Origin of the sequence: Siccibacter turicensis LMG 23730, assembly GCF_000463155.2 — a bacterium.
Taxonomy (GTDB): domain Bacteria; phylum Pseudomonadota; class Gammaproteobacteria; order Enterobacterales; family Enterobacteriaceae; genus Siccibacter; species Siccibacter turicensis.
Genome location: NZ_AWFZ01000061.1, coordinates 220,075 through 231,949, shown reverse-complemented (window position 1 = coordinate 231,949; position 11,875 = coordinate 220,075). Strand labels below are relative to the sequence as shown.

Below are 11,875 nucleotides of genomic sequence, written 5' to 3'. Positions count from 1 at the left end.
CTGTCGCTATGTTTGTATTTTTGCCGAAAATGATGGCGCGTAAAACATAGCGTAAACAAATATAAAGAACAGTGACATGTTCAAAAGAGCTAAAAAATCAGTGATTTTGCATGCCGTCGGGGAGGTTTACACGCCTTACACCAGGCAATTTCGCTTTGGACGCACGTTTCTGGCAATCCCCCAGTAGTGCTAATCAAAGCGCGGGGAATAACGCTGGCGCGGCGTTCATTTTCAGGGTAAATCTGGCCGCTGCGCCAACAGGAATTCCGCTATGCAACCTATCGATTCTCGCCGTCTGACCTACCAGCCACTCACCCCGGACGACTGGCCGTTCTTTTTGCAGCTTTATCAGGATCGGCAGGTGATGGCGTTTGTCGCCGACCCGCGCCCGCTGGACGCGATCCGCGCCGCGTTTGATGCGCGCCTGCCGACCTGGCAGCCCGGTGCCAGCCACTGGCTGTGCCTGCTGATGCGCGATAAAGAGAGCGGCTCGCCGGTAGGGCTGACCGGCTATCTGCACCATGATGCCGACCTGGCCGAAGTGGGGTTTCTGCTCGATCCGGCCTGGCAGGGCATCGGCTACGCCCATGAATCGCTGCGCGCGCTGTGTGAATTTGCCTTTGGGAGCGGTGGCGTGCGAAAACTGACCGCCACCGTCACCGCTGGCAACCTGACGTCACGTAAACTACTGGAAAAGTGCGGGTTTCAGCTGGAGGGCACGCTACGCGAGAGCTGGTTTCTTGACGGACGCTGGCAGGATGACTGGCTGTTCGGATTGCTGAAGCACGAATACCGCTGAGCGCAATAACGAACCGGACTGTTCTCAAAATGGGTGACAGCACCGCACCTTGTGCCAGGCTTAAGGCTACGCCAATGCATAAGGAGTGTTTATGAAAAAAGCGATTATTGCTTCGCTGCTGGCGCTGTGCGTGTCTTCTCCGGCGCTGGCGGACGATAAACCCGGCCTGCAGGAAGACAAAGCGCCGCCGCCGCCCCACAAACTTGATGACGGCTACCGCGGTATTGAAGACGCCCGCGTGATGAACGTCGAACATGCGAAAACCATGCATGACGGCGCGACGGTCACCCTGCACGGTAATATCATCAAAAAACTCGGCAACGACACCTACCGTTTCCAGGATCGCACCGGCGAAATTGACGTCATGATTCCGGAAGCCGTGTTCCAGGGCAAACAGTTCAGCCCGGACGATCTGGTTCGCTTCAGTGGTTCCCTTGATAAGAAGCACAAGAACCCACAGGTTCGCGTGACCCACTTCCAGAAGCAGTAACAAAACGGGATACAAGGCTGCCCTTGTATCCCCTGTTTTCAGATAAACATCCCACCTGACACTTCCACACGCTGGGCATTCATCCACGCCAGATCGTCGCTGAGCAGCGCCGCCATCGCATTACCAATATCATCCGGCAGCCCGACCCGGCCCAGTGCGGTTTGCGACGCGATATGCTGGTTGATCTGGGTATTGTCGCGCACTACGCCGCCGCCGAAATCGGTCTCGATGGCGCCTGGCGCAATGATATTGACTGAAATCCCGCGCGCCCCCAGCTCTTTGGCCTGATAGCGCGTCAGCACTTCCATCGCTCCCTTCATTGCCGCGTAGGCGCTGTAACCCGGCAGGGCGAAGCGCGCCAGCCCGGACGACACGTTGAGAATACGCCCGCCGTCTTTTATCAGCGGCAGCAGGCGCTGGGTGAGGAAAAACGGCCCCTTGAGGTGGATATTGACCAGCTCGTCAAACTGCTGCTCGGTGGTCTGCTCAAACGGGGTATTAATGCCGATCCCGGCGTTGTTCAGTAAATAATCGAAGCTGTCCCGCCCCCAGACCTCTTTCAGGGTCTCCTTGACCCGACGGACAAACCCTTCAAAACTTGCACTATCGGCGGCGTTGAACTGTAATGCCGCCGCTTTTACGCCTTTTAGCTCCATTTCACGTACAACCTGCTGCGCGTCCTGCTCGCGGCTGTGCCAGGTAATGATAACCCCGGTTCCACGCTCCGCCAGCTTCAGCGCTGCGTTTTTCCCCAGACCGCGACTTCCACCCGTTACGATTGCGATACGTTGTGACATAGAAACCTCGTTTATGGTGTTGTGGTGATTGCTGATGAGCTTATTAGCTGATACATAATCAATAAAGACGGGTAATTACGCTTCACTGTTTCATTATCAACAATAATGTGAAAAAAAATGGATAAAATTCACGCAATGCAGCTTTTTGTCCGGGTGGCTGAACTGGAAAGTTTTTCCCGGGCGGCTGACACGCTCGGCCTGCCAAAAGGGAGCGTCTCACGTCAGATCCAGGCGCTGGAGACGCACCTCGGTACGCGCCTGCTTCATCGCACCACCCGGCGGGTGCAGCTCACCCAGGACGGCATGGTCTACTACGAACGCGCCCGGGATCTGCTGGCCAATATCGACGAGCTGGACGGGCTTTTTTTGCACGATCCTGCCACCATCAGCGGGCGACTGCGGGTCGACATGCCGGTCGCGGTGGCGAAAAACGTGGTGATGCCCCGCCTGCCCGCGTTCCTGCAACAGTATCCCGGCATCGAGCTTGAACTGAGCAGCAGCGACCGGCGCGTGGACGTCATTGGGGAAGGGTTTGATTGCGTGGTGCGCATCGGCACCCTGCGCGACTCCGGGCTGGTGGCGCGTCCGCTGGGAAAACTCACCGTCGTCAACTGCGCCAGCCCCGGCTATCTGGAGCGCTTTGGCTATCCCCACTCGCCGGAGGATCTCGCCTCCCACGCGGTGATTCACTATGCGTTAAACCTCGGGGTTCGTCCTCAGGGCTTCGAGTATTTTCTCAACAATGAGACGCACTGGGTGAAAACCGGCGGCGTGCTGACGGTGAACAGCACCGAAACCTACCACGCCGCCTGCCTCGCCGGGCTGGGGATTATTCAGGTGCCGCGTACCGCCGTGCGCGAGGCGCTGCGCACCGGACAGTTGACAGAAATTCTCCCCCTGTACCGGGCACAGCCGATGCCGGTATCGCTTATCTATCCGCACCGGCGCAACCTCTCGCGGCGCGTCCATCTGTTCATGGAGTGGCTGGGGGACGTATTGAAGGATTACGTTGATGTGTAGCGGTCTATACTTCACTGAACGCTTGAAAACAGAAGGAACAGGGACCGGATGACCCCCGATAACGATAAACGCCCGACGCAGGATCTTGATTACAAACCCGTCGCGCAGCTTGATACCCGCACGTCGGACAGTGAACGGGCCAGCGAACCCAACCGGCAGCCGGAAGGCGCGATTGAAACCCTCACCGACACGGTAAAGAAAATTGAGCGCCGTCCGATGGTGGCGCACTTCCTGCGTGCCATAGAGCGGTTTAACGATCGGCTCGGCAATCAGTTCGGCGCAGCAATTACCTATTTCTCGTTTCTGTCGATGATCCCGATTCTGATGGTGTCCTTTGCCGCCGCGGGTTTTATCCTCGCCTCGCACCCCACGCTGTTGCAGGACATCTTCAATAAAATTCTCACCAGCGTCAGCGATCCGACGCTGGCGGGTACCCTGAAAAGCACCATCAATACGGCGATACAGCAACGCACCACGGTGGGCATTGTCGGCTTACTGGTGGCGCTTTACTCCGGCGTGCACTGGATGGGCAACCTGCGTGAAGCCATTCGCGCCCAGTCCAGGGACGTATTTGAGCTTACCAGCAAGGATAAAGAGAAGTTCTGGATCAAATACCTGCGCGATTTTATCTCGTTGATCGGCCTGCTGGTGGCGCTGATTATCACTCTGACCATCACCTCCGTGTCGGGCGCCGCTCAGCATTTGATCATCTCGGCGCTGTGGCTGGATAACATCGAGTGGCTGAAACCGCTCTGGCGCGTGCTGGGGCTGCTCATCTCCATCGGCGCGAACTACCTGCTGTTCTTCTGGATTTTCTGGCGTCTGCCGCGCCATCGCCCGCGTAAAAAAGCGCTGATGCGCGGTACGCTGCTGGCCGCGATTGGCTTTGAAGTGATCAAGATTGTCATGACCTACACCCTGCCCTCGCTGGTCTCTTCCCCGTCCGGGGCGGCGTTTGGCTCAGTGCTTGGCCTGATGGCGTTCTTCTACTTCTTCGCGCGCCTGACGCTGTTCTGCGCGGCGTGGATTGCCACGGCGCAGTACAAAGACGACCCGCAGATGCCGGGCAAATCACAGCCTTAACCGACAGGCGGACCCTGAAACCGGGTGTTTTTCGGTCCGCCGCCATCCTTCCAGCAGATAAATCCAGCCTGTAACTTTTATTTAACCAATATCTGGTGTTATCCACTGAAATATAAAATCTGTGAAGCATTTCATGGAAGAGAATTAGCAGGCACGAAAATTATCCGCTTTCCGGGCATTTTTTGAGCAGCCCGGCGATTTGTTACACATTGAAATGTCGCTTTTGCTATGCCTAATATGGCTTTTTGACGCCAATATATAAGAAAAGTCTATGCAAGCAACCGCCACCACCACACTCGACACAGAACACGATAGCCCACCGGTAAACTCACGTAGCAAGGTGCTTGTCGCTTCGCTGATTGGCACCGCCATCGAGTTTTTCGACTTCTACATCTATGCCACCGCGGCGGTTATCGTCTTTCCCCATATCTTCTTCCCGCAGGGCGACCCGACGGCTGCTACGCTCCAGTCGCTTGCCACGTTCGCCATCGCCTTTGTGGCGCGCCCGATCGGCTCGGCGGTGTTCGGCCACTTCGGCGATCGCGTAGGACGTAAAGTGACGCTGGTGGCCTCGCTGCTGACCATGGGGATCTCAACCGTCGTTATCGGCCTGCTGCCCGGCTACGAGACCATCGGCATTTTCGCACCAATGCTGCTGGCGCTGGCCCGTTTTGGTCAGGGTCTGGGGCTGGGTGGCGAGTGGGGCGGTGCCGCGCTGCTGGCGACCGAGAACGCGCCGCCGCGTAAACGAGCGCTGTACGGTTCCTTCCCGCAGCTGGGCGCGCCTATCGGCTTCTTCTTCGCCAACGGCACCTTCCTGCTGCTCTCCTGGCTGCTGACCGACGAACAGTTCATGAGCTGGGGATGGCGCGTGCCGTTTATCTTCTCTGCGGTACTGGTGCTGATCGGGCTGTACGTCCGCGTCTCGCTGCACGAAACGCCGGTGTTCGCCAAAATCGCCCAAGCGAAAAAGCAGGTAAAAGTGCCGATGGGCACGCTGCTGACGAAGCACGTGCGGGTGACGGTGCTGGGCACCTTCATCATGCTGGCGACCTACACCCTGTTCTACATCATGACCGTCTACTCGATGACGTTCAGCACCACCGCCGCGCCTGCCGGTCTGGGGCTGCCGCGTAACGACGTGCTGTGGATGCTGATGATGGCAGTGATTGGCTTTGGCATCATGGTTCCCATCGCGGGCGTGCTGGCCGACCGCTTCGGTCGCCGCAAGAGCATGATTACCATCACCTCGCTTATCATTGTGTTTGCGCTGTTTGTCTTCCCGCCGCTGCTGGGGTCAGGTAACGAAGCGCTGATCATGGCGTATCTGCTGATTGGCCTGAGCCTGATGGGGCTGACCTTTGGTCCGATGGGCGCGCTGCTGCCGGAGCTGTTCCCGACCGAAGTGCGCTATACCGGCGCGTCCTTCTCCTATAACGTCTCGTCGATTCTGGGCGCCTCGGTAGCACCGTATATCGCGACCTGGCTGCAGAGCCACTACGGACTGTTCTACGTGGGGATCTACCTGGCGGCAATGGCGGGCCTGACGCTTATCGCCCTGCTGCTGACCCACGAAACCAGCAATAAAGCGCTGTAAGCCTCACGGCCCGGTCGGGGCGCTACCTTATCCGCCCCGAACGCCACCCAACAAAAACGGCTGCATCATGCAGCCGTTTTTTATTGAAGACGCTATCAGAAGCCATCAAACAGAAAATCTATTCCTGCTTTGATCTGCGTACGCCAGGGCATGATGTTGATCCGAGAAATGGCCACAGGCGTCGGTTATCCGGTTGATCTCCTCTAACCCGTCGCGATTGGCCTCCTTCCACTGCACCTGCTCCACCGCGCTCAACTCTTTCTCCAGCGCCTCACCCAGCCGCTGCGAGAGGTTGATGCCGTGGGCTTTAGCGCGCTGGTATAGCGCTTCATCCACTGTCACACTCACCGTCCTTTTAGGTTGTTTCAGCATTGCGCTCATACGTCATCCTCACACTCACCCGTGCCATTAACACGGGTGAGTGACACGTTACGCCCGGGCACATAAAAGTCAATTAACGCTTCATCTGCGAGAGAATGTTCTGGCACTGATTCTCCTGGCCTTCCGACGGTGAGATGAGCGCCAGCAGGGCTGCGGCCGGTGTCACCAGCGCACCGAGGGCAGCAGCCACCGCACCGCGGGCAATCAGCGGCCCGGCTTTCACACCGTACTGCGGGTCCTTGAACGAGCCGCGCACGTAGAGCGGAGAGCGCAGCGTGACGATACGTACCCCTTTGCTTTCCGGGTCGATGGTCAAATCCAGCTGCTCCGAGGCAAAGCTCGCGCTACCGGTGATGTTAATCAGGGCGTTTTCGGTATCAAACGCGAAAATCTGCGGACGGGCGACGCCGTTTTGCAGATTGAGATTAGCCGCCGCGCAGTTTACCCGCACTTCGTCATCGCCGAAGATCTGCCCCACCACGAAGTTACCCACGTTAAGCCCGAGGATCTCCATCAGGTTGCGGCTGATAAGCCCGTCGTTCATCAGCAGCTTGATGTTGCCGTTACCGTTGCCGAGCAGTGCCGCCACCGAGTTGCCGGTGCCGCGGATCTCCGCATCGCCGTTCATCTCGCCGAGGGTTTTCTGCATCAGCTCCACGTCCGGCATCAGCTGCTTAAGCTTCAGCTTGCGGGCCTGAATATCGGCGCTGCCCTGCATCGGTTTCTTGCTGCCGTCGAGGTGGATGGTGGACGAGATCACCCCGCCCGCCATGCCGAACTTCAGCGGCTGAAGGCGCAGATCGCCATTCTTAAGCAGGATATGGGTGCTGAGATCGCTCAGCGGCAGGCTGGCGCTGTGCTCGATGCGCTGGCCTTTGAAGCGCACATCGGCGTCCATCACGTCCCACTTGTCGGTTTCAAAGCGGTCGTAAGGCAACACCTTGTCGGCAGGCTGGGCGCTCTTCTCGCCCTTCTTCGCTTCGGCGTTTTTGCTCCTTTCCGCGTCCTTACCGGAGTCCACGCCAATCAGCGGGCCGAGATCCGCAAGGCGTAGCTGGCGGGAAACCAGGTCACCCTCCAGCTTCGGTCGCGGTTTATTCTGGCTGTAGGTCAGGTTGCCGTGAATATCGCTGTCGCCGATTTTGCCGCTGAAATCGCGATAGTCATACACCGAGCCTTTTTCGCTGTCGATTTTCGCCACCAGGCGGCCATCGGTTTCGAACGGCGGGGTGTCAGGCAGCAGCACGCCGGTCAGCTCATACAGCTCCCCGAGCGAATCGCCGGAAAACAGCAGGCGCAGGTCAACGCCGCCCATGTTCATCGGATCGTTCACCGTGCCGCTAAACGCCACGCGGGTATTACCGGAGCGGAAGTCCGCCTGTACCGGGAACGGCGTTTTCTCGCTTTTCAGCGCCAGCATGCCGCCAATCTTCCCGTCGCCGGTAAGCGGCTGGCCGTTGTAACGCCCCTTCGCTTTCAGGCCGAATACGTAGTCGCCCACCTTCGTGCCCGCTTTCTTATCCCCGGTCACTTCGCCGAACGGCAACGGTTTCCCCAGCGGATCGACCAGAATTTCCAGCTGCGCACGGCTCACATCGTCATCGATCGCGATGCGTCCCTGGTCAAAAAGGATGTTATCGAGCTGAAACGACCAGGATGAGGGCTGCTGCGTGGTCTCTTTGTCGTCGCCCTTCGCCAGATCGAAGGTCCAGTTGTTGTGCTTCTCATCCAGACGGATCAGCCGGGCATCCGGCTTCACGAACTTGATCCACGGCAGATAAACCGTTTTGGTGAGCAGCGCCAGCGGGGCGATGGTGGCTTCCACGCGCGGGAGGTGCACCATGGTGACGTCAGGAATGTCCGGCGGGTTGCCGAGGATCACGTCTTCGGCATGAATGTGTGGCCAGGGTACCCAGCTGCGCCAGCCGGTTTCCTCTTTCTGACGCGCCCACTCCACGCCGAGATCGCCGCGAATAGCGAAGGGCCGATTGAGTTCAGCGGAGACTTTCTGGTTGATGGTCGGTTTGAGCCGATTCCAGTCAAATGTCGCAATCACCACGATAATGATGACGACCAGCAACAATAAAACCCCGGTAATGGTGCCTGCAATCTTGCCTGTTCTTGTCATACCCTTACTTCCTTAATGAACTACCTGCTGTAAAGATAGTTGAGGGAAGCGTAAACGGCATTCAGAGAAGGTTTATCAGCACATTTTCCAGGTTATCAAAGGGTACCGGACGCGACAGGAAGTAGCCCTGCGCGGCATAGGCGGGTGACACCTGCACATCCCGCCACTCTTCCACCGTCTCCACGCCTTCGACGATCACGCCCTGGCAGTAACGGTTCATCAGTTGCAGCAGCAGGATAAACAGGTTGCGGCCCTCGGGGGTTTTACGCAGCATCATGAACAGCTCACGCGCGACCTTGATGTAGTCGTAGCGCACTTCGCTCAGGGCAGAGAAGTTCGCCATCCCGGTACCGAAATCATCCAGCCAGATCGGGCCGAATTCGCTGATGGAGGCGAAGGTGGAGTCCTGCGGCAGGCTGATGTGCTCAACCAGCTCAAAGCGCACCCACGGCAGGCTCTCAATCAGCGCGGTCACCTTGGGCTGGCCGCGCATTGCCAGCAGCGTCGGGCCGTCGACGTTGACCGAGGCCAGAATATCGTGGCGCAGGAAAAAGGCGCTGCGCTGGGCCAGCATCCGCAGCTGCTCTTCCACCACCAGCACGCGATGGCGCACCGGGACGGACGTGAAATAGCGATCCGGGGCGATGCGCTGCGCCGGGTTGTCAGGATGCGTGACGATGGTTAACAGTTCCACCGCCATCAGGCGGCCATCGGTTTTGTAGATCGGCTGATAGGCATAGGATCGGACACACTGAAGCCAGAAGCGTAGCTTCTCAAGGCTTGCAATGTTCGCCTCGGGCGTGGTCAGCCGCTGCGTAACGGGGATTGAATTCATGCTAAGCGCCCTGTGTGTCCTGTGAATACCGACCTGGAATGGTCATAAGGTTATCGGCGCTGCCCCTGAGAACTTTATGTCATCCGCACCGCCAATTTCCGCTAAGAGGGTGCGGTTACTGTGCTGGATCACGCTTTATCGCAATAAAATTTCGAAACGCTGTTTTAGAAAGTCTGGCTCACATATAGTAGGCGAATTCCTCGTTCATTTATTTTAGTCAGGTTCACCACTATGTCTGAAAAGAAGATTGCCGTGATTGGCGAATGCATGATCGAACTGTCGCAGAAAGGCACCGAGCTGAGCCGTGGTTTTGGCGGCGATACGCTTAACACCTCCGTCTATATCGCCCGCCAGGTCAATCCGGCGGCGCTGACGGTGCAGTACGTGACCGCGCTGGGCCAGGACAGCTTCAGCCAGCAGATGCTCGACGCCTGGCATGCGGAGAACGTGAAAACCGATCTGACGCAGCGCCTGGAAAACCGTTTGCCGGGGCTGTACTACATCGAAACCGACAGCAGCGGAGAGCGCACCTTCTGGTACTGGCGTAACGAAGCGGCAGCCCGTTTCTGGCTGGAAAGCGAGCAGTCTGACGCCATCTGTCAGGAGCTGGCCCACTACGATTACCTCTATCTGAGCGGCATCAGCCTGGCGATCCTCAACCCACAAAGCCGTGAACGTCTTATCGCCCTGCTGAAAGCCTGCCGCGCCAACGGCGGCAAGGTGATCTTTGACAACAACTACCGCCCGCGCCTGTGGGCGAGCAAAGAAGAGACGCAGCAGGTCTACCGCGAGGTGCTGAAATGCACCGACATCGCCTTCCTGACGCTGGATGACGAAGACGCCCTGTGGGGTGAAAAACCGGTGGATGAGGTGATTGCCCGGACGCACGCCGCAGGCGTCAGCGAAGTGGTGATTAAGCGTGGTGCGGAGTCCTGCATCGTTTCTCAGGCTGGCGCAGAGAAACTGGAAGTGCCGGCGGTGACCCTCCCGAAAGAAAACGTCGTTGATACCACCGCGGCGGGCGACTCGTTCAGCGCCGGGTATCTGGCGGTACGCCTCACCGGCGGCAGCGCAGAGGAGGCGGCGAAGCGCGGCCACCTGACCGCCAGCACCGTTATTCAGTATCGCGGCGCGATTATCCCGCGCGACGCCATGCCGCAGTAACGGCGCTCCCGGAGCCGCCCATAAAAAAGCCCCTCAGCGAGGGGCTTTTTTTAGTTCTGCGCCGGTGGCGCGTCGCTGGTCTCTTCCGGATGATCGTCTGCCGGCGCGGGCTGCGGGGTTTCCGGCGTCATGATACCGTCCCACGTGGCCTGGAGATCCTTCATGTTGTACTCCGGCTCGCCCACCGGCTGGAGCAGAACCAGCGCTTTCTCCTGGGAAAGCTGCTGACGCAGATCCTGATTAAGCATATCGAGGGTCAGGGAGCTGAGGAATTTTTTGCGCAGCTTCTGGTACTGCTCGGGCGCGATATCGACCACCTGATTTTGCAGGGAGCGTAAGCGCTGGCTTATCAGCACGTCGGTATCGGTGCGGGCATAGGTGGCGAACAGCTTTTGCAGTTCAAGATTCTTTTGCGCAATCAGCGCATCAAACTCTTCCTGCTGGAAGCCGCTGGTGCGGATGCTGAGCAGCTCGCGGGCGATAAGCGACAGGTTGTTTTTCAGCTTGTCGGTCGGGGAGTCCACGTTGATCCCGCACTGCGCGCGCTGGAACAGAACGCGACAGTCGAAGCCGAGGTGCAAATCCTTAACGTTGTTTTTGCCGAGATTCTGCTGCACGTGCCAGTAGAGCGCTTCGCGGGCGAGGTCGGCGCGCCAGTAGCGTTCGAGCGCCGCCGAATCACGAATCGGCTGCCAGGCGGTGTCCCACATGATGGACAGACGGTCCTGGCGCACCATATCCGTCAGAATGCTGACCGCGTCATGCGGCAGCGGCGACAGCGTCGGCATCGGGGCCGGGCTTTCGCGCTTGCCCTTCAGCTCGCCGAAGCTTTTGTTGATCTGCTCCGCCACGCTGCGGCTGTCCACGTTGCCCACTACGATGAGCGTCATGGCATCCGGGGTATACCACTTCTCGTAAAATGCCTTCAGCTGGGCGATATCAACCGGCTGTTTAAGCGTATCGGCCGGATCGTGTCCGAGCAGCGGCGAGCCTTTCAGGCGGTAGCGCCACCAGGCGTCTTTGGTATTGGCAGGCCAGGTGGCAACCATCTCCGGCGCAGCCAGCGCCTGGTTAACGCTTTCCGGCGTGATGGCCAGATGACCGGTGCTGTTCGCCAGATAGCCCAGCGCCTCTTTCAGCAGATCGTTACGGCTGTTCGGCAGGCTGAGATTGAAGTGGGTGTAGTTGTAGGAGACGATCGCGGGCGGCAAAGGGCGTTTCGGATCCACGCTCTGCTGCCACAGCGAACGCGCCTGCGCCCCGGAGAGTGAACCGGGCTGCGTCAGGGCAAGACGGGGAATAAAGTGGCTGAAACCGCTTTGCTGCGTGCTTTCAATCAGGGAGCCGGTGTTCACCACCAGGCGAATTTCGATGCGGTCGCTCGGGCGCTGGGGCGTGGCCAGAACCTGCCATTTCAGGCCGTTGTCGAGCGAACCCTCTTGCCATGCCGGGTCGGGCTGAAGCTTCCGCCTGCACATGGCCGACGGTCGCCATCATCAGCAAGCCGCCCGCTAAAAGTCGAATTGTTGTGCCCTGCATGTGAACCCCTGAAAACGTTCCTGGTTAAATAATTCAAACAGG

10 protein-coding genes and 1 pseudogene are annotated in these 11,875 nt (G+C 58.6%); 6 read left to right on the top strand and 5 right to left on the bottom strand.

Annotated elements, in window-relative coordinates; all coding sequences use genetic code 11:
- Positions 1–271: 271 nt before the first annotated feature.
- On the top strand, positions 272–799 hold the full coding sequence (locus DW58_RS18990; protein ID WP_024547864.1) for a GNAT family N-acetyltransferase: 528 nt from the start codon (positions 272–274) through the stop codon (positions 797–799).
- Positions 800–890: 91 nt separating this feature from the next.
- Complete coding sequence (locus tag DW58_RS18985; RefSeq protein ID WP_024547865.1) at positions 891–1,289, top strand: YdeI family stress tolerance OB fold protein; 399 nt, start codon at positions 891–893, stop codon at positions 1,287–1,289.
- Between the two features lie 38 nt (positions 1,290–1,327).
- Here DW58_RS18985 and DW58_RS18980 read toward each other — a convergent pair whose 3' ends face one another.
- The gene (locus DW58_RS18980; protein ID WP_024547866.1) at positions 1,328–2,086 is read right to left on the bottom strand and encodes an SDR family NAD(P)-dependent oxidoreductase; all 759 of its coding nucleotides are present in this window, start codon (positions 2,084–2,086) and stop codon (positions 1,328–1,330) included.
- Positions 2,087–2,203: 117 nt separating this feature from the next.
- On the opposite strand from DW58_RS18980, the gene DW58_RS18975 reads away from it, so the two are divergent.
- The 3 genes from DW58_RS18975 to DW58_RS18965 all read left to right on the top strand — a co-directional run bounded on the left by DW58_RS18975 (position 2,204) and on the right by DW58_RS18965 (position 5,786).
- Positions 2,204–3,106: a LysR family transcriptional regulator gene (locus DW58_RS18975; RefSeq protein WP_024547867.1), complete on the top strand. Its 903-nt coding sequence runs from the start codon at positions 2,204–2,206 to the stop codon at positions 3,104–3,106.
- Between the two features lie 48 nt (positions 3,107–3,154).
- Complete coding sequence (yhjD, locus tag DW58_RS18970) at positions 3,155–4,189, top strand: inner membrane protein YhjD (RefSeq protein ID WP_024562533.1); 1,035 nt, start codon at positions 3,155–3,157, stop codon at positions 4,187–4,189.
- Between the two features lie 271 nt (positions 4,190–4,460).
- Positions 4,461–5,786, top strand: a complete 1,326-nt coding sequence (locus DW58_RS18965; protein ID WP_024550541.1) for an MFS transporter — start codon at positions 4,461–4,463, stop codon at positions 5,784–5,786.
- A 105-nt stretch (positions 5,787–5,891) separates the two neighbouring features.
- On the opposite strand, the gene DW58_RS18960 is transcribed toward DW58_RS18965, so the two are convergent.
- The 3 genes from DW58_RS18960 to pdeH form a co-directional block, all read right to left on the bottom strand.
- Complete coding sequence (locus tag DW58_RS18960) at positions 5,892–6,167, bottom strand: type II toxin-antitoxin system CcdA family antitoxin (RefSeq protein ID WP_024550540.1); 276 nt, start codon at positions 6,165–6,167, stop codon at positions 5,892–5,894.
- Positions 6,168–6,240: 73 nt separating this feature from the next.
- Positions 6,241–8,295, bottom strand: a complete 2,055-nt coding sequence (locus DW58_RS18955; protein ID WP_024549470.1) for an AsmA family protein — start codon at positions 8,293–8,295, stop codon at positions 6,241–6,243.
- A gap of 61 nt (positions 8,296–8,356) precedes the next feature.
- Positions 8,357–9,130, bottom strand: a complete 774-nt coding sequence (pdeH, locus tag DW58_RS18950) for a cyclic-guanylate-specific phosphodiesterase (RefSeq protein ID WP_024549469.1) — start codon at positions 9,128–9,130, stop codon at positions 8,357–8,359.
- A gap of 231 nt (positions 9,131–9,361) precedes the next feature.
- On the opposite strand from pdeH, the gene kdgK reads away from it, so the two are divergent.
- Entirely contained in the window at positions 9,362–10,294 is a 933-nt protein-coding gene (gene kdgK / locus DW58_RS18945) for a 2-dehydro-3-deoxygluconokinase (protein WP_024549468.1), read from the top strand.
- Between the two features lie 50 nt (positions 10,295–10,344).
- Here the strand turns inward: kdgK and DW58_RS18940 are convergent.
- Positions 10,345–11,833, bottom strand: a pseudogene (locus DW58_RS18940) (M16 family metallopeptidase).
- Positions 11,834–11,875 lie beyond the last annotated feature (42 nt).

Coding starts and splice junctions, on each gene's coding strand:
- DW58_RS18990 (WP_024547864.1), top strand. CDS start 272: ATGCAACCTATCGATTCTCGCCGTCTGACCTACCAGCCACTCACCCCG.
- DW58_RS18955 (WP_024549470.1), bottom strand. CDS start 8,295: ATGACAAGAACAGGCAAGATTGCAGGCACCATTACCGGGGTTTTATTG.
- pdeH (WP_024549469.1), bottom strand. CDS start 9,130: ATGAATTCAATCCCCGTTACGCAGCGGCTGACCACGCCCGAGGCGAAC.
- DW58_RS18965 (WP_024550541.1), top strand. CDS start 4,461: ATGCAAGCAACCGCCACCACCACACTCGACACAGAACACGATAGCCCA.
- DW58_RS18980 (WP_024547866.1), bottom strand. CDS start 2,086: ATGTCACAACGTATCGCAATCGTAACGGGTGGAAGTCGCGGTCTGGGG.
- DW58_RS18985 (WP_024547865.1), top strand. CDS start 891: ATGAAAAAAGCGATTATTGCTTCGCTGCTGGCGCTGTGCGTGTCTTCT.
- kdgK (WP_024549468.1), top strand. CDS start 9,362: ATGTCTGAAAAGAAGATTGCCGTGATTGGCGAATGCATGATCGAACTG.
- DW58_RS18960 (WP_024550540.1), bottom strand. CDS start 6,167: ATGAGCGCAATGCTGAAACAACCTAAAAGGACGGTGAGTGTGACAGTG.
- DW58_RS18975 (WP_024547867.1), top strand. CDS start 2,204: ATGGATAAAATTCACGCAATGCAGCTTTTTGTCCGGGTGGCTGAACTG.
- yhjD (WP_024562533.1), top strand. CDS start 3,155: ATGACCCCCGATAACGATAAACGCCCGACGCAGGATCTTGATTACAAA.